The 22,525-nt window shown below is 45.6% G+C and carries 23 protein-coding genes and 1 tRNA gene; 7 read left to right on the forward strand and 17 right to left on the reverse strand.

From position 1 onward, the window contains the following. Positions 1 to 28: 28 nt before the first annotated feature. From QUB70_RS25490 to QUB70_RS25515, 6 genes are all read right to left on the reverse strand, one after another. Positions 29 to 571, reverse strand: a complete 543-nt coding sequence (locus QUB70_RS25490; protein ID WP_332984229.1) for a deaminase domain-containing protein — start codon at positions 569 to 571, stop codon at positions 29 to 31. Positions 572 to 669: 98 nt separating this feature from the next. Then, a complete protein-coding gene (locus QUB70_RS25495) occupies positions 670 to 1,803 on the reverse strand; it encodes a DNA cytosine methyltransferase (RefSeq protein WP_332984230.1) in 1,134 nt (377 codons plus the stop codon). A 96-nt stretch (positions 1,804 to 1,899) separates the two neighbouring features. Beyond that, on the reverse strand, positions 1,900 to 2,670 hold the full coding sequence (locus tag QUB70_RS25500) for a Uma2 family endonuclease (RefSeq protein ID WP_332984232.1): 771 nt from the start codon (positions 2,668 to 2,670) through the stop codon (positions 1,900 to 1,902). A 304-nt stretch (positions 2,671 to 2,974) separates the two neighbouring features. Continuing rightward, complete coding sequence (gene hisS, locus QUB70_RS25505) at positions 2,975 to 4,249, reverse strand: histidine--tRNA ligase (RefSeq protein WP_332984233.1); 1,275 nt, start codon at positions 4,247 to 4,249, stop codon at positions 2,975 to 2,977. 249 nt (positions 4,250 to 4,498) lie between these two features. After that, a complete protein-coding gene (locus tag QUB70_RS25510; RefSeq protein ID WP_332984257.1) occupies positions 4,499 to 4,780 on the reverse strand; it encodes a hypothetical protein in 282 nt (93 codons plus the stop codon). Between the two features lie 34 nt (positions 4,781 to 4,814). Continuing rightward, complete coding sequence (locus QUB70_RS25515) at positions 4,815 to 5,090, reverse strand: helix-turn-helix domain-containing protein (RefSeq protein ID WP_332984234.1); 276 nt, start codon at positions 5,088 to 5,090, stop codon at positions 4,815 to 4,817. A gap of 139 nt (positions 5,091 to 5,229) precedes the next feature. Here QUB70_RS25515 and QUB70_RS25520 point away from each other — a divergent pair, with 139 nt between their 5' ends. Together QUB70_RS25520 and QUB70_RS25525 are read left to right on the forward strand one after the other, a co-directional pair. Then, on the forward strand, positions 5,230 to 5,484 hold the full coding sequence (locus tag QUB70_RS25520; protein WP_332984236.1) for a hypothetical protein: 255 nt from the start codon (positions 5,230 to 5,232) through the stop codon (positions 5,482 to 5,484). A gap of 48 nt (positions 5,485 to 5,532) precedes the next feature. After that, positions 5,533 to 6,510, forward strand: a complete 978-nt coding sequence (locus QUB70_RS25525) for a carbohydrate kinase family protein (RefSeq protein WP_332984238.1) — start codon at positions 5,533 to 5,535, stop codon at positions 6,508 to 6,510. Positions 6,511 to 6,674: 164 nt separating this feature from the next. Here the strand turns inward: QUB70_RS25525 and QUB70_RS25530 are convergent, their stop codons facing one another. From QUB70_RS25530 to QUB70_RS25555, 6 genes are all read right to left on the reverse strand, one after another. Beyond that, a complete protein-coding gene (locus QUB70_RS25530; RefSeq protein ID WP_332984239.1) occupies positions 6,675 to 7,178 on the reverse strand; it encodes a gluconokinase in 504 nt (167 codons plus the stop codon). A gap of 128 nt (positions 7,179 to 7,306) precedes the next feature. Beyond that, positions 7,307 to 8,005, reverse strand: coding sequence for an aquaporin Z (gene aqpZ / locus QUB70_RS25535; RefSeq protein WP_332984240.1), 699 nt, complete (start codon positions 8,003 to 8,005; stop codon positions 7,307 to 7,309). Positions 8,006 to 8,341: 336 nt separating this feature from the next. Then, complete coding sequence (locus tag QUB70_RS25540; RefSeq protein WP_332984259.1) at positions 8,342 to 8,923, reverse strand: HIRAN domain-containing protein; 582 nt, start codon at positions 8,921 to 8,923, stop codon at positions 8,342 to 8,344. A gap of 80 nt (positions 8,924 to 9,003) precedes the next feature. Further along, a complete protein-coding gene (locus QUB70_RS25545; RefSeq protein WP_332984241.1) occupies positions 9,004 to 10,218 on the reverse strand; it encodes a DUF790 family protein in 1,215 nt (404 codons plus the stop codon). Between the two features lie 15 nt (positions 10,219 to 10,233). After that, positions 10,234 to 10,773 carry a DUF3598 family protein gene (locus QUB70_RS25550; protein ID WP_332984242.1) on the reverse strand — a complete coding sequence of 180 codons (540 nt, stop codon included), beginning with the start codon at positions 10,771 to 10,773 and terminating at the stop codon, positions 10,234 to 10,236. 169 nt (positions 10,774 to 10,942) lie between these two features. After that, entirely contained in the window at positions 10,943 to 12,481 is a 1,539-nt protein-coding gene (locus tag QUB70_RS25555; RefSeq protein WP_332984243.1) for a DEAD/DEAH box helicase family protein, read from the reverse strand. 312 nt (positions 12,482 to 12,793) lie between these two features. Here QUB70_RS25555 and ald point away from each other — a divergent pair, with 312 nt between their 5' ends. Beyond that, positions 12,794 to 13,882 carry an alanine dehydrogenase gene (gene ald, locus QUB70_RS25560; RefSeq protein WP_332984244.1) on the forward strand — a complete coding sequence of 363 codons (1,089 nt, stop codon included), beginning with the start codon at positions 12,794 to 12,796 and terminating at the stop codon, positions 13,880 to 13,882. A gap of 423 nt (positions 13,883 to 14,305) precedes the next feature. Here the strand turns inward: ald and QUB70_RS25565 are convergent, their stop codons facing one another. Beyond that, the gene (locus QUB70_RS25565) at positions 14,306 to 15,244 is read right to left on the reverse strand and encodes a Uma2 family endonuclease (protein ID WP_332984245.1); all 939 of its coding nucleotides are present in this window, start codon (positions 15,242 to 15,244) and stop codon (positions 14,306 to 14,308) included. Between the two features lie 410 nt (positions 15,245 to 15,654). Between QUB70_RS25565 and QUB70_RS25570 the strand changes: the two genes are divergently transcribed. Beyond that, a tRNA-Leu gene (locus tag QUB70_RS25570) sits at positions 15,655 to 15,736 on the forward strand. A gap of 73 nt (positions 15,737 to 15,809) precedes the next feature. Continuing rightward, the gene (locus tag QUB70_RS25575) at positions 15,810 to 16,607 is read left to right on the forward strand and encodes a TrmH family RNA methyltransferase (protein ID WP_332984246.1); all 798 of its coding nucleotides are present in this window, start codon (positions 15,810 to 15,812) and stop codon (positions 16,605 to 16,607) included. A gap of 877 nt (positions 16,608 to 17,484) precedes the next feature. Here QUB70_RS25575 and QUB70_RS25580 read toward each other — a convergent pair. Continuing rightward, positions 17,485 to 17,721 carry a hypothetical protein gene (locus QUB70_RS25580; RefSeq protein ID WP_332984248.1) on the reverse strand — a complete coding sequence of 79 codons (237 nt, stop codon included), beginning with the start codon at positions 17,719 to 17,721 and terminating at the stop codon, positions 17,485 to 17,487. A 268-nt stretch (positions 17,722 to 17,989) separates the two neighbouring features. Here QUB70_RS25580 and QUB70_RS25585 point away from each other — a divergent pair, with 268 nt between their 5' ends. Next, the gene (locus QUB70_RS25585; RefSeq protein WP_332984249.1) at positions 17,990 to 19,333 is read left to right on the forward strand and encodes an APC family permease; all 1,344 of its coding nucleotides are present in this window, start codon (positions 17,990 to 17,992) and stop codon (positions 19,331 to 19,333) included. Positions 19,334 to 19,357: 24 nt separating this feature from the next. After that, entirely contained in the window at positions 19,358 to 20,026 is a 669-nt protein-coding gene (locus QUB70_RS25590) for a methyltransferase domain-containing protein (protein ID WP_332984250.1), read from the forward strand. 85 nt (positions 20,027 to 20,111) lie between these two features. Here the strand turns inward: QUB70_RS25590 and QUB70_RS25595 are convergent, their stop codons facing one another. From QUB70_RS25595 to QUB70_RS25605, 3 genes are all read right to left on the reverse strand, one after another. Continuing rightward, a complete protein-coding gene (locus QUB70_RS25595) occupies positions 20,112 to 21,362 on the reverse strand; it encodes a Rid family detoxifying hydrolase (RefSeq protein ID WP_332984252.1) in 1,251 nt (416 codons plus the stop codon). A 199-nt stretch (positions 21,363 to 21,561) separates the two neighbouring features. After that, positions 21,562 to 22,056 (reverse strand): peptide-methionine (R)-S-oxide reductase MsrB, encoded by a 495-nt coding sequence (gene msrB / locus QUB70_RS25600; RefSeq protein WP_332984253.1) that lies wholly within the window; start codon positions 22,054 to 22,056, stop codon positions 21,562 to 21,564. A gap of 122 nt (positions 22,057 to 22,178) precedes the next feature. Beyond that, a complete protein-coding gene (locus QUB70_RS25605) occupies positions 22,179 to 22,421 on the reverse strand; it encodes a hypothetical protein (RefSeq protein ID WP_332984255.1) in 243 nt (80 codons plus the stop codon). Positions 22,422 to 22,525: the final 104 nt, after the last annotated feature.

Here is a 22,525-nt window from a genome sequence, read left to right on the forward strand (position 1 = left end):
TGATTGGTGTTAATCTCAAAGCAGCAGCTTAAATTATCATCAGTATAAATACTGATTGCATAACTGTTATGCTCCCAATCACTTCAATGTTGGGGAACCACCTAGCAAAGTCTTCATTGCAGGTAGTGTAGCAGCCAGAACACATATTCAGGCGCGTGTAAAGGTAAAGCCTTCCTGTCGCCTCAGAAGGTACACTATCTCGTTCCAACTCTCCTGCAAGTGCATTGAAGAGCTTGTACTCAGCGTGTGTTTCGTTGAAAGTTTCAGAGACTGCTGCTCTGTTAATCCTTGCCGGAAAAAACAACTTTGGCCCATTGTCTAGGCCTGGAATATTGAGAGGCTTTCTCTTGCTGGTAGCTTTTTCGCTATAAACTCTACCCATTGCGAGTTCTAGTTTGGCAGCCGCAGCATTACCAGAAGTGGGTTTTCCAATATGGATCGACGATCGAACCTCTTGAGCCTTAGTCCGCAGTTCCTCTACGATAGCCGCATACTTCTCAGGTATGTTTTGGGGATACTGGTAATGAGGTGCGTTTCTATAGGGGTTTCCTGTAGTTAAGTTTGGTTTCACGAAATTATTTTATTTCTATAGAGTATTTTATATATAACCTGAATTAGACATAAGCTTAAAGCTTCGTCTGACTCAGGTATTTTAACTATACCACACTTTCAAATTAACTGCAAACTCTGCTCGAATCCCTCGGATTCAGCCCATTTTAATCGTTGTTGAATTGACATCCCCTGCAACTTTTTACTCATTTCATATAAATCAACTTGGAGATAATCCCCCTTAAATAGCGGAATCAAAGACTCAACAACAGCAGCAATTCCCTGCGGCGGCACTGCATTGCCAATCTGCCGCCGCACTTCAGTAGTAGAACCTTCAAAAACAAAATCATCGGGGAATGTTTGCAATCTTGCTCTTTCACGATTTGTCAAAGAACGCGGTTCTAAATAATGATAACCCCAAGTTCCGCCACCTCCACCAGCAATGATTGTCGATGATGGTTTATCTGGATGAATTCGCCGATAAACGTGACTGATCATGCCTTTGACATAGTATGGACTATCCTTGGGAATATCAGAGAAATTGCCTCCGGGTTTAATTCGATTTAAAATTTCAACGGTGCGGGATTGAATTTTATGATGTTTGTTATTGTCAAGAACTGCTTCCACATTTTTGAGTGCTTCGCCCGCAGTTCGATAAGGATTTTTGCGATTTTGACCGTATTCTGGCTGAGGATGCACAAAGTTAAATCCTGTATCCATCCGAATGCCAACTAATAACACTCTTTGGCGAAATTGCGGAACTCCGTAATCAGCAAAGTTGTAAAGTTTGGGTTTAACTAAATAACCAGGTGCTATACTTTCAAAGTCGGAAATTATTTGTTTTATTGCTTGATAATTATTGGCACTTAATAAACCTTTAACGTTTTCTGCTACAAAAGCTTTGGGCTTTTTTTTGTTGACAAAATCGAGAAAGTATGTATATAAATTGCCTCTGGTTCCTTCAAGTCCGGGCCGCTTCCAAATTAGGGAGAAATCTTGACAAGGAAAGCCTCCTATACATATTTCAGCTTCGGGAACTTGTGCAATGTCTATATTTTCTATGCTGTCGTTGACGATGACATCGGCGATGTTTCTGCTGAATGTTTTGCAGGCGTATTTATTGGAGTCGATCGCCCAAACTACCTCAAATCCGGCTTGGTGGAATGGCAAATCCATGCCGCCGCAACCAGAAAATAAGGATATTAGTCGCGGTTTTTTTGTCCAGGCGATCGTCTGGAGACGTTCGATTAACATAGGAGTGCAAAGTGACGCAAGGGCGGGCTGGATGCCCGCACCACAAGAGTGCCATCATACCAAAACGCGATCGAACTCGACTCATCAATTGATATTTCACTCTTCGTCATCTAACTCGATCCCCGCTTGACGCAGTTTTTCGGCCAATCTTTCAGCGCGGAGTCTTTCGCGATCGCCCCGTTGGCGTTCTTGTTCTACTCGTTCTTCCGACCAAAGCAACAACTCGCCTTCTGCATCCCACCACCTCAGCCAACAGCCTGTTCTCCCTTCGTGGGTTCCTTCCCAAACTCCTAAAAACAAGTCTAATCCCGGTATCCAATAACGTCCGTTTTCATCTGCTTTTTGCAAGTTGTAGTGATCTGATTCTAAATCGTAAACTTCTAAACGAGCTGTTTTCGCTCGGAATATGACGTATCTGGGTACTTTGATTACTTGCTCGTAAAAATACCACTTTCCCACCCGCGAAGTAAATTCAACGGAGTATTCTTCTCCATAGGTTTCTGAAAGAAACTCCATCACAATTTGGGGGATGGTTCCTTCTGTGTGCGGGGTGTAACTGCGGCGGACTTGCGAGACATTTTTTGGATTGACGGGTTTCACGTACATCCAATCTGGTGCTTTGCAGATAATACGCTGTTCGTCGCTGGTGGATGCTGGCAAACTTATGCCGGCACAAAGGGCAAAGTTGGAAACAATTAAGGCATCCTGCATTAATTCTGGAAATGCTGTTAGCGGCTGGCGCAAAGCGGCGGCTAATAATGGTTGGCTTTCGTCTTCCACGGGGTCGTCTGGTAGTTGGAAATCTTCTGGTAGTAGCGGCCAGGTGATTGTGAGTTTTGTTTCAGGATTTTTAGTTGCTACAGACATAGTTTATCAGAGGTTAAATGTTTTAATGCTTAAATTATATCTCTTGGTTTTTGGGATTAATGTTAATGGCTTAATGACGAGGCAGAGCCTCTGGATATGCGTTACCGGGCAGAGCCTGGTAACGAGGAAACCGACCGTTTCTTTTGTTTGTATCGAAGTCTAGATCCCCCCTAGCCCCCCTTAATAAGGGGGGGACAAGAGTGCCGTCAAAGCCCTTCTCAATCAGGGGGGACAAGAGTGCCGTCAAAGTCCCCGTTATTAAGGGGGATTTAGGGGGATCTAGACTCGGCTACAAGCGATCGTTCTAAGGGTTGTTAATCTTCTGCTGTAGTTCGGTGGTCATGGCTAGCAGTTCGGATTGTGCGATCGCACTTTGTTCGCCACTCGCCAACCACTTCAATTGTACCGTCTCGTTTTCAGCTTCCGCATCTCCCAAAACCAAACACGCAACTGCACCGCTGCGATCGGCTCTTTTAAACTGTTTTCCGAAAGCACTAGCGCTCAAATCTATCTCTACACTAAACCCGGCACTTCGCAATTTTTGAGCTAACAATACCGATTGCTGTTCTGCTTTTTCGCCCCTGGATACCAAATAAAAATCTAACTTGGGCACCGGCAATGGTTGCAACTTTTGCAGCAGGATAATCAACCTTTCGATACCCATTGCCCAACCGACTGCCGCCGTATCCGGGCCGCCCAATTCCTTGACTAAACCGTCGTAGCGGCCGCCTCCGCAAACTGTTGCTTGCGCTCCCAAATCGTCGGAGATAATTTCAAATGCGGTGTAGGTATAGTAATCTAAACCGCGCACTAATCTGGGATTTAACTGATAGCTAATTCCTAACTTTGTGAGCATAAGCTGCACTTGCTCGAAGTGCGATCGCGATTCGTCGCCCAAATAGTCCAAAATACTCGGCGCACCAGCTACAATTTCTTGAGTGCGCTCATTTTTACTATCCAAAATCCGCAGCGGATTGCGAGTCAATCGGTCTTGGGAATCGGCATCTAATTCAGATTTGTGCGGTGTAAAATAATCGATCAAAGCTTGCCGGTAATTTTGTCTGTCTTGCTTATTTCCGACAGAATTAATATCGAGGCGCAAATTTTTTAAACCGATCGCTTGCAGGATGTCGCAGGCGATCGCAATTACCTCCACATCCGCCCGCGGATCGGCAGTTCCCAAAACTTCTACGCCAATTTGGTGAAATTGCCGCATCCGTCCCTGCTGAGGACGTTCGTAGCGGAACATCGGCCCCGCGTACCAAAGACGCTGCAATCCACCTTGAGCTTCTAAACTATTTTGAATAAAAGCTCGCACTACTCCGGCTGTGCCTTCTGGACGCAAAGTAATCGATCGATCGCCCTTATCTTTAAAAGTGTACATTTCTTTGCCCACGACATCGGTAGCTTCACCGATACCGCGTTCAAATAAAGATGTTTGTTCAAAAATTGGCGTCCTAATTTCTCGATAAGCCGCTTTTTTCAAAATTGTTCTAGCTACTTCTTCTATATTTTGCCAATATCGAATTTCATCGGGCAAAATATCCCGCGTTCCCGTTAAAGTTTTAATTGCACTCATTTTGTTAGTCATTAGTCCGTAGTCATTAGTCAGTAGTCATTAGTTAGTAGTCATTAGTCAGTAGTCAGTAGTTATTAGTTATTAGTCATTAGTTATTAGTCATTAGTCATTAGTCATTGGTGATTTCTGATTTGTCACGGGTATTTGGTTCTTAGCAACTAACGTCTTAATTAAAAGCTAATAACTTTTGTATTTCTTAGTTCTCAATCCTTAACTCTTAGCTAATGACTACTGACTACTGACTAATGACTAATGACTTAATAATTCCCAAACTCCGTAACGATCGCCATAATAAGCCAAAATGCGATCGACTCGCTGGCGATCGACCAAATCGAACCCTTCAGGATACTGTATCCACAAACTCCCAACTTGGCTGTCGCTGTAATCAAACCGCTGCGACTGCTGCGGAATTAAACCGGTTTCCACCCCTTCAACTTGACGCAAATGGGCCGCCACTTCGCGATACACCGCCAGCGGCAATCCAGGGCATTGAATTTGATAGCGGAGTTGTTTTTCTTGTGCCGTTTGCATCATTTCTTTGCCTGTCCCCAACCTGATCCCCTACTTAAGATACTTCTTTATCGATCGGCCCCGGTAGAGCGCAGCAGTTAATATTGTCCAAACATACCTTCCCCCACTGCAACGCCCAACGTACCAGCGTAACTCGATTGTCAGCGCGCGTCTTGTTCAAGATATTGCTAATGTGGTTGTCAACTGTACGCTTGCTAATCTCTAACTTTTCGGCAATTTTCTCATTAGTCAATCCCGTCGCTACTAACTCTACCACCTGCAATTCTCTGTCCGACAGGGTGACAGGGGTCCCAGAGACGATCCCGCTCATAAATTTTTCCTATGTGTGCATATTTACCTATCTACAATTCTAGAGGATGACGGATCGAGTATGAAGAGAAAATTAAATTTGCTGCTCCTCCTCTTGGCCCTCATGCACCAACTCGCTTGGAGAATCGCCAGCAGTGCAAGTGGCTGCGCCGACAAAGCGCGCGCAGCCACTTGCACTGCTGGCGCGTCGGGTGGCGGATGCTCGTTTTACCGGCGCGCATCTGACATCCGGGCCCAAAAAACCGCAGATGTTTGCACGTCAAACTACTGATACGCCCGCACTGCACTTGTGCGTTAAGGAAGTAACTGCCAGTATCAGTAGGTCTGATATTATAGGAGCAGCCATTAAAAAATACCTTGCAATTTTTATGGGATGGGTTAAAAATAATTATTAACCTGTCTACTCCTGGTCTAAAATCTATAATCTAACATCAAAAATTCATATGACTTATCCTCGCGTTCTGTGTCTGGGTGAAATTTTATTTGATTGTTTAGCAGACAAACCAGGAGTATCTCTAGAAGAGGTAGAATCTTGGACGGCATATCCCGGCGGTGCTCCTGCTAATGTGGCCTGTGCTTTGGCTAAATTGGGGACGGCGGCGGGATTTATCGGTGCTGTAGGTGGGGATGAATTGGGGAATTCCCTAGTGCAGGTATTGCAAGAAGTAGGGGTTGATATCGCTGGAGTGCAGCGCCATCCGAGTGCGCCGACGCGACAAGTTTATGTCTTGCGGAATGAAGCGGGCGATCGAAGTTTTGCCGGTTTTGGCGACTTTCATACTGCGGATTTTGCCGACACCCGCCTCCTCGCTGCACAACTACCCGAGGTGCTGTTTGAAAATGCCGATTTTTTAGTGCTAGGCACTTTAGAATTAGCTTATCCTGAAAGTCGAGAGGCGATAAAAAGAGCGATCGAGCTAGCAGAACAGTACGACGTTAAAATTATACTTGACATCAATTGGCGTCCGGTGTTTTGGCCAGATCCAGACGAAGCAAAAGCGCGAATTATAGAACTCTTAAAAAACGTTGATTTTGTCAAATTATCTGACGAAGAAGCCGAATGGTTGTTTGCAACAACCGACGCTGGAGCTATTACCTACCGCCTCGATTCCGTAGAAGGAGTTTTGGTGACTGCTGGCGAGAAAGGTTGCGCCTATTGTATCTCGGAAAATGAAGGAAAAATTCCCGTCTTTGCAATAGATGTTGAGGATACAACAGGTGCTGGGGACGGGTTTGTGGCTGGTTTTGTACGGCAGTTGTGCAAGCATGGAATTAAGAATTTAGCAGATCCAGAAATAGCAAAAAAAATTGTAACTTATGCGAGCGCGGTGGGTGCGATGACAGCGATGAAACCTGGGGCAATTGCGGCTCAACCAACCGCCGCTGAAGTAGAAGCTTTCTTGTATTTGTACAAAAATTAGCACGCCAAACCTCAAAGTTTTATGAGGAGTAAAGTCCTCACTACAAACAAATTTTATTTGGGGCAATTAACACATATCAGACAGATCGAGTCGTTTTCGATTGCATTGCAATCATAATTTGGACGAGCTCGCGAGGGTGCGTCTGGCTGGCGGCATGGCTCACATTAAATAATTCCAATACCACCGGATTTGAGATGATTTCTAATTTCGCGCAGGATTATTTCTAGCGGCTGCGAAGCATCTATAATAATTGCATCTTCTGGTTCTTCGAGAGTGTCTAACTGACTTGACAGCAAGTCTACTTTCATGTAGTGATTTTCGCGATTTTTTAACCGGGCTGCGAATAGCTCAAAAGAACCTTTAAGATAAACTATTTTTATTTGCTGCTCGTTTCGGCAGAGCATTTCGCGGTAAGATGCTTTTAAAGCAGAACAAGCCAAAACCACATTTCTATTTTCCCAAAGCCACCTGTCTATTGCAGCTTGCAATTGTAACAGCCAAGGAAGGCGATCGGCATCTTCTAAAGGAATGCCCAAACTCATTTTTTCGATGTTGGCTGGCGAGTGAAAATCGTCGGCATCGCTGAAATCCCAATTGAGAGAGGCCGCCAGCAACTTGCCAACAGTAGTTTTTCCAGAACCGGAGACTCCCATCACGATCGCAATCATGGCGCTTATTTACCGAATACTTGCAATTCGATCGAGTTGTGCGATCGAGAAACCAGGTTTCTTAAGTTGCCAGATGAATCCTACCACCATAAAAACTTCCAGAAACCCAGTTTATTTTTGATTCTCGATCAAATTTCTTCCATCGTGGGCTTAATTAAATTATAAGCCAATACCCCGATAATTCCACCAACGATCGGGAATATAATAAACGCCCACAACTGTTGGATTGCCCAGGTGCCTTGAAAGATAGCCACACCGATACTTCTAGCTGGGTTAACTGAAGTATTGGTTACGGGAATTCCGACTAAGTGAATCAACACCAGCATCAAGCCGATCGGAATTCCGCCCAAACCGACGGGATATTTGGGATGGGTAGTGCCCATGATTGTAAATAACAGAAAAGCAGTCAGTACAATTTCCGTCAAAGCTGCTGCCAAAAGTCCGTAACCTGTGGGGGAATGTTCTCCAAAACCGTTAGATGCAAATCCAGAAGCCGCTGCATCAAAACCAGGTTTTCCTGATGCTATCATGTACAAAACAAGACCGCCTAAAATCCCTCCTACAATCTGACCTCCTATATAATAAGGAAGTAACACAGCATCGCTCAGTTTGGCAACTACTAAACCGATGCTTACCGCCGGATTAATGTGGCATCCAGAGATAGGGCCAATCGTATAAGCCATGATTAATAGGGACAAGCCAAAGGCGATCGCCACTCCCAAAAAGCCGATTTTGTCTCCAGCTAAAACCGCACTGCCACATCCACCTAATACCAACACAAAAGTACCAAAAGCTTCAGCAACCCCAATCTTTATTTTTTTGTTCATACTCACACTCTCGGAAGTTTTAGATACGTCAATTTCGCACCCAGACTAATAATACTAAATCTAAAAAGTAGACCTACAAAATGTTTCCGGCAGGGCAACAATAGTAATGGAAACTTTTAGCGATGTGTAATTCTAAATTTTAGAAATTGTATTGGCTTAACTGAGACTGCGGAATTTGGAATCAATAAATTAGGTTAAACATACTCTATTATGGAAAAAATGTCAATATTGAGCTAATTATTTGTATAAATTGTGCAATCTTCTGTATTCTATTCACAATAATTAACTTGACTTCTTCCCTAATTCTGCGATCGTAATTTTACTTATTGTTGCTGATTATCCGATCGCCCTTGCAGCTAAAACATCACTGCTAACCGGCTGGTACATCGGACTGGAGAAGGGGCGAATGTCTCGCCAATCGGCGGTTATCTTGCACAGCAAACGGAACTTTAGCGGCGTTGGGGGTTGGTTGAGGCGATCGACTTCTACGAGAACCAATTCTCGATGCTGCGAGATAATTTCAAAAATATCCTCCACCAGATAGCGCTGACAATAGCCTACAATCCAGCGATCTTTAGTACACAGAAGCAAAGCAGAGGAATCGTGCGGATTGTGAAATTCGTGCGCTAAATACAAAAGTTCGCCCGCTTGAACCCGATTAATCCGTTCAACTGCCGGCTTGGGAAGGTATCGCAGTCCACGTGCAAAAAAATGGATGCGGTAACGTCCATTTACATCCGGTTCTGGACAGGGGAATACCTCAAATTTAGCGGTGGCAAGGATTTGGGTAAATTCCCATTTTAGTATAGCTGGGAATGTGCGATATTTTTTGAGAATGATTTCATTTATAGAAGAGGATTTTTTTGAACCGCAGAGGGCGCAGAGGGCGCAGAGAGAGACAGAAAACAGTAGACTTATTTTTCTTTAAACTCTTGTGGGGAGTAGGGGTTGGGCTTCTAGCCCGCCCTAAAAGTTAATTTTAAATGCAGAATAACTTACTATTCGAGAATTTCCAGGACTGATTTTGGCAACAATTTATCTTTAAACCAGACTACTTTTGCTGGCACGTCTTTTACATTCACCCCTGCTTTTTCTAAATTCAGCCGTTCGGAAATAGCTAAAATCAAGTTATCGCATTCAGACTTCTGTACTTGTGCAAATTTCTTTTGTAAATACTCCGGCCGCCAATAGCCAACTATTTCTAATAAAAACACTCGCCCGTCGGGATGCACCAACCGAAAGTCGGGAATCATCACACTACCTGGAATCGGAATTAAATCAACTTCTCGCTCTAGTTGCCACTCGGTTTTTGTGGAATTCCATCTTTCAGCAAATGCTGCTTCTAACATACTATCATAAGGCTTGCCAGGGGGATAGTGGCTAACTAAACCGCAGTCGGAATTTAGGGTGAATTTACCTGTTTTCAAAACGCCGCTAAAAGGATCTTTTGTGTGCAGTGTCGAGTGCATACTCCATTTGGTGACGTGCAGCAGTGCGGGCAGCATTTTTGCGAGGGCTAAGCCGTAGCGGGTGCTGGGTTTGAATAAGCTTGTAGGGCCGTCTATTGTCAGTGTAAAACCGTGGTCTGCATCGCCTTCGATGTAAGTCATTAATTGAAAGAGTTTCAGATAGCGAAATAAGAGTTTGTATTCTCCTGGATCGTTGCGGTGGGCGGTTAATTGGACTTGACTTGCTCGGTAAAATATGCCTTGAACTTGAGAAAGATTGTATTTGTGAAGCAAGTTTTCGGGTGTTGGTGCATTAAACTCAGTGAGGATTTTGTTTTCGTTTAAATCGGCGTATAAACCTGTAGTGATTTCGTGAGGCAAAACTTCTCTGTTTAAGTCTTGGCTGAGTTCAGTTGCTACTTTTTCCAGGGTTAATTGGGTGGATTGAGGGCTGGGAGTCGATCGCGCAGACAAAGCAAAAACCCGCTGTCTCAACTCTGAGGGTTCTAGGGGACTGATGACTTCCAAGGTGCAGTAACCGCCTTTCAGCAGGTGCGCTAATCCCCGTTTCAGCCGATAATCGGGGCTGTCGCCTTCTAATTCTAGCAAGCGTCCGTCGAGTTCGCCTTGGGTTTTGCCGATCGACTCTTGGAAGCAGTCGATCATTTCGGTAGCTGCTTCTAGATTTTTAGCATCTATCTTGAGGCGGAGAGGAATTATTGATTCCCCGTTTTGGCGGTGACTTAATAAATCAGTGGGTAACATAAGCAGTGAAAAGTTTTACTCAATTTTTTGTTCGACAATCACCATAACTCCCCTAAGTTTTCCCTCTTCTGTCAAGCTTTGGGTAGTCCGAATTCGCCGATCGCAACTGACAAGATTGATGGTTTCCACGGCCCTGAGAATGTCAGTTGCTTTGTCCCATATTTGAAATACTATCAGATGATCTCCAACTTCTGTGGCTAGTGTCTTGTAGTTGGAAAAGGGAGAGTCGGGACTTTCAATTTGCACTTGCCCTTCACCGACAACATGACCCACAAAGTTTTGGGTTTCACTCTTGCCATTGGCATAAGTTTGAACGTTAGTTTGCCTCCACTGGTTATCAACAATTTTCTGGGTTAACAGGGCTGTAAAACGCTGGGTTTCTTTGCAGTCGGCATCGAGGATTGTCCAGTCTCCCTCCCAAACTCCTGTATGTTTGGGGAAGACTTTAAAGTTACTTAGTTGTACAGTTTCGCTCATTTTCACGTAAGGTAAATTAATTAATATTGAGATTATACCCTGAATTGGGCAATCTTCAATATTCCTGGGAATCATCATTGTCTTCTCCCCATTCTGCTGGGGATTCGGCTGCTTTTTTAGTCGCCTCCCGGTTGACTCCGTAAATCGATTTTAGATTTTAGATTTTAAATAGACCTAGGATTGCTTTAATTATATAACCATCCTTTCGCTAAGACTTCCCATCCAGCAACTAAGTTATTTAAGCTTGCTACCAGGGAATTTCATCATCATCATCTCCCCATTTTGCGGGTGATTCGGCGGCTTTTTTAGTCGCCTCTCGGTTGACTCCGTAAATGGGTGTCGGTTTGACAGTTTCTAATTTCTGATATTCTGGCTTTGGCGGTTCTATTTGTGTTTGTGGTTGGGGTTTGTAAGGCTGCATTCCTCCTCGGCGGCGCTGGGATGTTCTTTCTTCGCTGGTGTCTTCGGTGACGACTTCGTAGAGAATTGCTAACTTATTTACATCGCTGCTTTTGCGGAGAACTCGACCCAATCGCTGGATGTATTCGCGTTCGCTACCGGTGCCTGACAATATGATAGCAATTCTGGCATCGGGAACGTCCACTCCTTCGTTGAGAACGTGGGAGGCGACGAGGGTTTTGTATTCGCCGCTGCGAAAGCGATCGAGGATTTCGTGGCGTTCTTTGACTGGGGTTTGGTGGGTAATTGTGGGGATGAGAAATTCTTGGGAAATTCGGTAAACTGTGGCGTTGTCTCCGGTGAAAATTAGAGTGCGCTGGGGAGAGTGTTCTGCTAGTATTTGAGCTAAGATTCGCAGTTTTCCTTCGGTACAAAGGGCGATTTCTTTAGCTTGGCGGTGGGCTAGCATGGCGCGCCGTCCTAGGGGCGATCGCGCACTTGCCATGATAAACTGTTTCCAACCTTCGAGGCTGGATATTTTGATGTTAGACTGTTTTAAGAAGTCGTTGCGAATGTTCATTAATTCGCCGTATCGCTCAGTTTCTTCTTTTGACAGTTTTACCATAATTTGAACTATTTTATGGTCGGCTAAAGCATCGCCTGCCAAATCTTCGGGTCTTTTGCTAAATACTGTCGGGCCGATCAGGAAATGCAAATCGCTGTGGCGGCCGTCGGTGCGATCGGGTGTTGCTGTCAGTCCCAGTCGATAAGGGGCGATCGCATATTCGGAAATTACTCGATAAAAGTCCGTTGGCAAATGGTGGCATTCGTCAAAAACCAGCAAACCGTATTTATTGCCCAAGGTTTCTGCATGAATGCTGGCACTGTCGTAAGTTGCAACTAAAATTGGCGTTTTGTCCCGCGAACCTCCGCCCAACAATCCGACTTCGATGTCGGGAAAAGCTGCTTTTAAATTAGCATACCACTGGTGCATTAAATCGAGAGTTGGTACTACAATTAATGTACTGCGACCAGTGACTTGCATGGCTAATTGTGCCAGATAAGTTTTGCCCGAAGCAGTGGGGAGGACAACTACTCCTTGGCTTCCTGCTTCTTGCCAAGCTGCGAGGGCTTGTGATTGATGCTGGTAAGGCTGCATTTCGACGCTGGGTACGAGTTCGAGTAGTTCGTATCCCCTAGCTTCGTCGGTGAAGTGAATGCAGTCGGCTTGGAGGCATTCTACCAGCGGGCGGTAGTGAATCGCCCGAATGCGGAATTTTTCCACGCGATCGTCCCAAGTGGCAAAGTCCACCCAGTCTCTGCCTTTGGGCGGCGGGTGTATGAGGAGCGTTCCGCGATCGAATGTTAAGGTAGGTATCCGTGGCATTTGTTTAGATAGGGGGGCGAGTTATGCCTGTTAAATTATAAGTGACAGATCAAATATATTGACTCTTCTTGAAATTATCTGCGTTACTCTGTGTTAATCTGCCCTACATCTGCGGTCGATCTATCACTCAAAAAATTATGTAATTCAAGTCTAAATTTTGGAAATTGCGATCGCACTGGATAAAAATCAAACAAATATTCTCCTAGCCGGATTGCCGGATTGCCAAATCTAAAATCTACAATGGTATTATCCCGCTGGGGATGGTTTTTAAGTTAGATTCGATCTACGTATGCCTGATATTAGAGGTTATAGATGGAAATAGGCGTCCCCAAGGAAATCAAGGATTTAGAGTTTCGAGTCGGGCTCAGTCCCACAAGTGTCCGGGCTTGTTCGGACAAAGGCCACACAGTTTTCGTGGAAACGAATGCAGGCGCTGGGGCCGGTTTCGCGGACGAGGACTACGTTGAAGCAGGGGCTAAGATTGTCTTAAAGGCTTCAGATGTCTGGAATCGCGAACTAATTGTTAAAGTTAAGGAACCGCTGCCTGCTGAGTATCCGCTGATTCAAAAAAAGCAGTTGCTGTTTACATATTTGCACTTAGCAGCCGATCGTACATTAACCGAGCATTTAATCAACAGCGGAGTCCAGGCCATCGCCTACGAAACCGTCGAACTCCCGGACAGAAAATTGCCGCTGCTGACGCCGATGAGCATTATTGCAGGCCGTTTGGCCGTGCAGTTCGGAGCTCGGTTTTTGGAACGGCAGCAAGGTGGCCGCGGCGTGCTTTTGGGCGGTGTACCGGGGGTAAGACCGGGTAAAGTTGTGATTTTGGGCGGCGGAATTGTCGGCACAGAAGCGGCCAGAATTGCTGTAGGAATGGGCGCGAGAGTGCAGATTTTAGACGTAAATGTCGATCGCTTAGCCTACTTAGAAACTCTGTTCGGTTCCAGAGTAGAATACCTCTACAGCAGTCCTTTGCAAATAGAAGCAGTTGTTCCCGATGCTGATTTATTAATCGGTGCAGTTTTGGTCTTAGGCAAAAAAGCTCCGGTGCTGGTTTCTCGCGAATTTGTTGCGAAGATGCACCCCGGTTCTGTGATTGTTGATGTAGCCGTTGACCAAGGCGGCTGCGTGGAAACTTTGCGGGTAACTTCTCACACAAATCCCACTTATGTTGAGGAAGGAGTTGTGCATTACGGCGTGCCAAATATGCCCGGTGCCGTGCCTTGGACTGCAACTCAAGCTTTGAATAACAGCACTTTGCCTTATGTTTTGCAGTTGGCAAATAGCGGGATTAAAGCTTTGGAAATGAATCCGAGTTTGGCGAAGGGATTGAACGTGCAGAATCACCGATTGGTGCATCCGGCCGTGCGCGAGGTTTTCGCCGATTTGGCCGATTAGATTCCCATTTTTTTAAGTAAGCTGTCCCGCATCTAAATTGTATTTGAGCGCGGGCGGGACGCCCACCCCACAAGAAACTTGATGTGTTGTGGAATGGGCCGAAGAGCCCGTTCCTAAGAATGCTGCCAGATGTGAGTTACTAAGCTGTTACGCATTTAAAATAGTATTGTAGGGTGCCACGGCCCCTTTCTCGTTTCCCTTGCGAGCGTCAGTGTTCTAGCTGACGCACCCTACAGGTCTCGTTAGTGGTTTAAATGCTCCACAGCTTACTCACATCTTGCAACATTGTCAATAAGCCTTTCACGGGCGGAAAGGATGCCCAACCCTACTCCCCACCAGAAAATTTACTCTTTGTGGAACAGGCATCTTGCCTGTTCCTAAGAATGGTGCAATATCTCAGTTACTACGAACCTTGTTGTAAAATTACTGTTGATAAATTTTGCGGATTTCGTCGAGGTTGTTGGCTGCTGGCATATCAGATGCGATCGCCTGCAAAACACCAACATCAGAAATTCCCGAAATCTCATCAAGCAGCAGCAATCCTTCATCTCCAAACTTCAGTCTCAAACCGAGTTCGATCATCTGAATAAATGCTCGTTTAGTCCGCGCTTGTTCCTCCAGTAACTGAGCATCTTTTTGAGATAACTGAGCATCTTTTTGAGATAACTGAGCATCTTTTTGAGATAACTGAGCATCTTTTTGAGATAACTGAGCATCTTTTTGAGATAACTGAGCATTTTTTTGTGCCGCCAGTTCGTCGCCCGTAGGAATGGGAGCGCCACCAGCATAGCACCAGCGCAACCAAGTACCAGTGACCTTTTCAAATTCACCTTCCCACAGAGTTAGTCCCAAACCGACTTCGGGAAACCAAGCATCAGTTTTGGGTACGTAGGATTGATTCTGCAATTCAAAGACTCGCAGCGTGCTACCTCTCAACTCCCGTAACGGATCGTACACAACATAATAGGGGATTCGCATTCGAGCGTAGTCTATTAACTTGCTGCCCAATTCATTTCCCGGAGTTGGGGAAACAATTTCGATCGCAATTTCCGGAGGTTTGCCAAATTCCCAAAATAAATACGATCGCACTTGTCTTTCCCACCAATCCTCAGCACCAGTAATATTGATACTGAGAAAAACATCCGGGGCGACTCCCGGTTGGCGTATGCTGCTGAACAAACCAACATTTGCAGCCGCAATAAAGGGAACAGTAATCCCCGTATCGCCACCGCTATACAAAACCGTTGTCAGCAGTCGCTGCTGTTTTTCGTTGATGAAGCTGTCCAAAGGAGTATCGTCTTCTAGAACTAAGTTGCTAATATCTGGCAACTGACTCGGATCGAGGGTTAATGGCTCAGACATAGGTAGCCGAGGTGAGAAATATCTGCCACAAAAATTTTAACATAATAGGCATGGGGCATGGGGCAATATTAAGTTTTTCCACTCAAGATCGACAGTAGACTTTAATTGCATTCCCAAGCTCTCTCAAGACTTGAAATTATCTGCGTTTATCTGTGTTTATCTGCCTGACATCTGCGTTCGATCGATCGAACAATTTATGCCATTCAATAAGTCTAGTTAACAGATATAGCGGTTCTCAAAAAAGTGAGGTATGCCCTATGCCCTATGCCCTATGCCCTATGCCCAGTCGTACCTCATCTTTCTGAGAAAGGCTATATATTACTCGCAGGTCAGAAGCAGAAAAAAAATAAATTCCCCAAAACACTTGACAGATTCGCGAACTTATGGCAGAGTAGTAATTCGTGACCGATGCGGAACTGGCGGAATTGGTAGACGCGCATGATTCAGGTTCATGTGGTGCAAGCCTTCCGGGTTCAAGTCCCGGGTTCCGCATTCCAAAAGCAGAAGAAAGTTTGGGGTTAACCCGATACAGGCAATAACCCCATTCGGTCTGCTAAATTAAAAAATGCTGACAAGTATTCAAAACCCCCTAGTTAAAGAAATCCGCAAGCTGCACAGCTCGAAGGGACGCAGGGAACAACAACTATTTTTACTCGAAGGAACGCACTTGCTCGAAGAAGCTTGCGCGGCTAAATACCGGCTAGCAACGGTTTGCTGCACTCCCGAATGGCTGGATAGGCACGGGAAACTTTGGGAGCAAATTGGTAATTTAGCCGATCGCACAGAGTTAGTAAGTGCAAAAGTGTTAGAGTCGATCGCCACTACAGTTCAACCAGACGGCATTGTCGCCACCGCACCCCGCGCGGCAACCGCGCCCGCAGAATTGTCAACTTTAGGAATAGCCTTAGAAACAATCCAAGATCCCGGCAACTTGGGGGCGATCGTCCGCACGGCTGCGGCTGCTAATGCCGACGGTTTGCTGCTGAGCGCTGAGTGCGCCGATTTAGACCATCCCAAAGTGCTGCGCGCCTCGGCAGGAGCTTGGTTTAAGCTGCCAATGGCAGTCAGTCCAGATTTAACCGCCGAAGTCTCCGGGTATAAAAATCGAGGAATGCAAATCTTAGCAACCGTCGCCGACGCGAGTTTAACTTATTGGGAAGTAGATTTGCGAGTGCCGACTCTGATAGTTTTGGGCAATGAAGGTTCTGGTTTGTCGGAAGAATTGAGGAGTTTGGCCGATCGACAAATCCAAATCCCCCTGAGTCGCGGCGTAGAATCTTTAAATGTGTCGATCGCCGGAGCCCTCATCTTGTACGAAGCTCAACGGCAAAGAAGTCATCAGTCATCGGTCATTAGTCATTAGCGATCGGTCATTGGTCGCGATCTGTGCATGGAGACCCGTGCGAAACCGGGTTTTTTTACGAAAAGACGCGTTACAACCCGCAGATGAGCGTAAAAAACCCGGTTTCTAAGCATCGCGCCGTGCGTCCAGGACTGTATCTGTAAATTCAAAGCCTGATTATTGACAAGTGGTTGGCCATTTAAATTGTATTTAGGACTTACGCATTGACAAAATAACCAAACAGTGCATAGATAAATAACTGGAGTTTAGACTAAAAAACGATCGCATCTAAAAGTAGCTGCCTTTGAAGATCCGGCAAGCTGTTGCTCAAAAACTCAAGAGAGAGAAGGTTAAATAGCCAATCTTGAAGACTTTTTGCGTCGAGAAACCCGTTTTTTCACAGTGGGATAGCATGGTGCCTTGGTACGTACCTTTCCTTGTTCCCAGCCGGGGGATTTTCCCCTCTGCGCAAGGCATTTTTGCGGGAGTACCAATGTCAACTAAAACCGACAACATTGATTGGGCAACACGTCCAGGAGTTAAATTGATACGCTTCAGATTGCCAAGGGAGTTGATTTTCCACCACTAAATCCCTAGCTAGCCAAAGTTGCCAACTCATCAATGGCATTAAATCACTCCACCGTTCAGATTGTTCGGGAGTTCTCAAGTTAGGCAATGTCCAATGTAATCGTTGCGAAAGCAAACCTATACCAATAGACCTCTTGCAAAATAATTTTGTGCTATTATAGAAAGTTTAGACAATTTTTAAATCTAGCAGGCTGCGCAAGTTTAAGCAGATGCCAATCAACCCAATAATTAAAAGTTTGACCTAAACTTGAGCAGACTTTTAATTATAACACATATTTTTTTTGCAATAAATCTAATACAAAGCCCCGATCTAGAAATCCACTGCTTCTAACCATTCAATAACATGATGGCTATTGTGCAAGATAGTGTAGATTTTCTCATCTGGCAAAAGGCTGAGTCTCGTTTCTGGATTATCCGTGCGGTTGTCTGATTGGCGATCGAACCGCTCATGTATTGATTTCAGGAGTGACGCGGATTGGGTAGATGCTACCTCAACTGCAAGCAATGGTTCGCTCTGGTTGGAGTATCCTGCAAACAATCGAAGCATGAGAACCGGCTCTCAGTAATTAATTGGACAAATGTGGGAATTGTCACCTTTGAGTCACATTTGCTGTGGACACTAAGAGTAGACCTTGATTGTCTACCTTATCCTAAATAGGTTTTTGAGGATGAACAGTTAACCTTTCCAGCAACTCTTTTTAATTTCTGGTATCGCAGGAATTCTAATTCTTCAGAGTGTCGGATTTTTAGGCAAAACGGAAATTGGTTTACGCCTGGGTGTCGTTACAAATTCTACTCGTTGAGAAGCTAAAACTGTGGATAGATTAGAGAACACTGCACTGGTGGAACGTAACGAACCTCAAACAGGGACTCCAAAACCCTCCATTACTCTAATTGATGCGATCGCCTTGATTGTCGGGCTAGTAATCGGCGCAGGCATTTTTGAAACCCCTGCTCTGGTCGCTGCTAATACCGGAACGGTTGGTGGTGTCATAGGAGTCTGGCTCATGGGCGGTGTTGTGTCATTGCTGGGGGCACTTTGCTACGCCGAATTGGCAACGACTTATCCCCATGTCGGCGGCAACTACTACTACCTGAAACGGGCATTTGGGCAACCGATCGCGGTTTTATTTGCCTGGGCACGCATGACTGTGATTCAGACTGGATCGATCGCGCTGCTGGCGTTTGTGTTTGGCGACTATGCCTCTGAGCTATTTCGACTAGGTGGCTACTCGCCTGCAATTTACGCCGCATTCGCGATCGCCCTGCTCACAATGCTGAACATCATTGGACTGCGCCAGAGTAAAGGCCTCCAGAACTGGCTAGCGGTGATACTCGTTTTAGGCTTACTGCTGGTTATCGTGGTTGGTCTGGCATCCTACCCTCCTTCCGTCGGGCCCCTTCCCTCCGATGCCTCTCCTACCTCTTCCTGGGGCTTAGCGCTGGTCTTCGTCCTGCTGTCCTATGGTGGTTGGAATGAGGCCGCTTACATTTCTGCCGAAATTCACCACCCGCAGCGCAATATTGTGCGATCGTTCCTCTGGAGCATTGGCATCATTACAGGACTTTATCTGCTGATTAATCTGGCATATCTGCGGGGATTGGGTATCGCAGGCATGGCCGACTCTCAAGCCGTTGCATCAGATTTACTGCGGCGAGTGCTGGGTGAACCTGGAGCCGCGTTTGTGAGTTTACTGGTTGTCACCGCCACGCTGGGGTCGATCAACGCCAGCATCTTTACGGGGGCACGCAGCAGCTTTGCTCTGGGGCAGGATATGTCTGCGTTTCGCTGGTTGGGACGCTGGCACCCGCATCCGAGTTCACCGACAACCGCTTATTTATTGCAAGGTGCGATCGCGCTGACGCTGATTGGGCTGGGAACCTTCACCCGCAAAGGATTTGAAACAATGGTGGACTATACTGCGCCCATCTTCTGGTTTTTCTTTTTGATCAGCACCGTGTCGTTAATTGTTTTACGCCTTCGAGATCCCGATCGACTCCGCCCGTTTAGCGTACCGCTTTACCCGATCGTTCCCATAGTGTTCTGCGCCATTTGTGGCTATTTGCTCTATTCGAGTGTGGTCTATACAGGCATCGGCGCGATCGCAGGGATCATCGTTGTTCTACTGGGTCTTCCCTTTGTTCGTCAAACTACATAGCAATTTTTTTTGGAGATTACGATCGTGCAACTCAAAACCATTAGACAATCACTCTTTGTTGGCGTTAGCATTCTCAGTTTTGCTGCGATCGGCTGTACCGAACAACGTAACTTTGAGACAGTGGCTCCCACCCCGGCTGCCACATCCCAAACTAATTCTGTTTCCGATCGGGCTCAAGCGACTCCTAGCCCCACAACAGAAGCTCCCACCCGTGAACCCGATGTCGTTTACGTTCCAACCCCTGTAGCGGTTGTGAATGAAATGCTGCGGCTGGCAAACGTGCAATCCAATGACGTGGTTTACGACCTGGGTAGTGGCGACGGTAGGATTGTGATTGCAGCCGCTCAAAAGGTTGGCGCGCGGGGCATTGGTATTGACATCAACCCAGAACGCATTCGAGAAGCTAACCAGAACGCCCAAAAGGCTGGCGTGACCGATCGTGTCCAGTTTCGTCAGCAAGATTTATTCCAAACAGACTTCAGTGAGGCAACAGTTGTCACGCTTTACCTACTGCCAGAACTCAACGTAAAACTGCGCCCTAAATTACTCAGTGAATTAAAACCAGGTACGCGCATTGTGTCCCATGAATTCGATATGGGCGACTGGAAACCTGAGCAAGTAGTAAAAGTGGGCGAGAGAACAGTCTACTACTGGGTTGTACCTGAAACTCCTCCTGCTAATTTGAAGAAGTAGTGAGACTATTGCAGCTTGAGGGGTCAGACTCTATAGACCTGGCAGGAAGATCGATCTTCCTGCCAGGTCAGCACTCTAACTCACGTTAAATCACAGCAATACAGTCAATTTCAACTAACACATCTTTCGGCAAACGCGAAACCTCCACACAAGCGCGTGCCGGTGCAGTTTCCGCATCAAAATATTTCGCATAAACCGCATTTACGGCGGCAAAATCATTCATATCTTTAAGGAAAACCGTAGTTTTTACCACATCCAACCAAGTAGCGCCGGCTTCTGTGAGAATGGCTTCGAGATTTGCCATAACTTGTTCGGTTTGTTTTGCCACATCGTCGGTGTAGACAATATCGTTTAGTCTAATGTCGATCGCAATTTGACCGGCTACAAATAGCATAGTGCCCGTAGCGGCGATCGCTTGATTGTAAGGGCCCACCGGTGCCGGTGCTTTGTCAGTACGAATAATTTTGCGCGTCATAGATATCACTTTTTGGGATAGTTTTTCCGAGGTTTCCGGCTGGTAGAGTTCTCCGTCAGAGGTTTCAGGCTGGTAGAGTTCTCCATCGGGCATTGTAGCACCAGTGAAGTCTGCATTTTCAATATTCCAACCATAAATTCTTGCCTTAGTTAAGTCTGCCTTTTTCAATTTTACTCCACTTAGATCGGCTCTAGTTAAATTTGCTCCTTGCAGATTAGCTCTTTCGAGATTCGAGCTTTGCAAACAGGCTTTTTCAAGGTTAGCTTCTCCCAAGTTTGCCACACTTAAATCTACATTTATCAACTTAATTCCTGACAAATTGCTTTGTTGCAAATTGACTGCCCTGAGTTTACAACCATTCAGATTTGCCTCTAAAAATTGTACACCACTTAGAATTGTTGCAGTTAAATTTGCTTCAGCCAGGTTTGCTCTAGTCAGATTAGCGTTAGTCAAGTTAGCTTTACTTAAGTCTGCCTGAAACAAGGAGGCTCTACTTAGGTTAGTAGCGCCTAGGTTTGCACCACTCAGATTTGCCATCTCAAGATTAGTATTAGTCAAGTTTGAGCTACTCAGATTTGCTTTACTCAAATTTGCATCATTGAGTTCTGCTAAACTTAGATTAGCTGAATCACAACGTATTTCACTCAAGTTTGCACTTGTCAGAGATGCCCGACTCAGGTTAGCACGGTAAAGGTTCGCTTTTGTCAGGTTTGTGCCAATCAAATCAGCCCCACTCAAATCAGCACCCTGTAGGTCGATCCCACTCAGATCAGCACCTTTAAGGTTTACCCCACTTAAGTTTTGATTCTGAAATGTACGTTCGCCTGTGGCGTATCTTTCTAAAAGTTCTTCAGCTTTCATACATTAACCTCGATCGCCCTCACATCCCAAAAATCACTATACCATCCGCGCGAATCAGGAGTGCACCCGCCATTTTGCGCGTCAATAACTATGGGATTCCACACTCCGCAGTGCAAGAAACCGGGTTTCTACGATAATTTAACCATCCTCACGCCCGATTTACGCAGAAACCCGGTTTCTTTATCGCAGTCAAAGAACCTCACCCAGCAATAAACTTCATCGCCACACCATTCATGCAGTAACGTTTGCCAGTAGGTGCAGGGCCGTCATCAAATACATGACCCAAATGCCCGCCGCAGCGACGGCAATGCACCTCAATTCTAGTCCCAAACAGCGAATTATCCACAGATGTGCCGATCGCCCCTTTTATGGGGTCAGAAAAACTGGGCCAACCAGTACCGCTATCAAATTTGGTTTGCGACGAAAAAACTGGCAAACTGCACGCAGCACACGCATAAATTCCCTTCCCGTATTGCTTGTCGAGAATGCTAGTGTGAGAGCGTTCAGTGCCTTGTTTTCGCAACACATCAAACTGTGCCGGAGTCAAAATTTTGCGCCACTCTTCCTCAGTTTTAGTAACTTCAAAAACACCCTTAGAAGCAGCCATAACATCTGAATCCCCAGGCAAACAGGACGATAACCATGCCATGCTTACTGTTGCTAGACCAGCTTGTAAAAAAACTCGTTTTTTCATGATACATCATCCACTTGCTAATTAATGCCACTTCCGAAAACTACCGCTACATATATTGTACGCGATATCTGTATTAGATTGGTAATAAATAACTTACTTGCTAGTTTTACCTGCCACACCCTTCAGATATAGTAATGGCTTGAATGGTAATAATCACCGCAATGCCCTTCGCAAAATATAACCTCTCCCTTCCTATTCTTTGCCCACTCTGCCAATTTTTTATAATCAATGAGTTTGCTACCATATTTGTAACCTTTACCAGCATCTTCTTTATATGGCGGATCGATAAACCAAGTTGCTTCTATGTCAGGAGCTAATGTGTAATCCCCGCTAATAATTAGACCTCTTGCAAAAATCCTTTTCATCAATTAATGGGACGGGCAAGATGCCCATCCCACCAGAAAAAATAACTCTTGTGGGATGGGCATCTTGCCCGTCCTAATTATTTTTGCAAGAGGTCTAATGCTTT

Source organism: Microcoleus sp. A003_D6, from assembly GCF_036702825.1.
Classification (GTDB): Bacteria; Cyanobacteriota; Cyanobacteriia; order Cyanobacteriales; family Microcoleaceae; genus Microcoleus.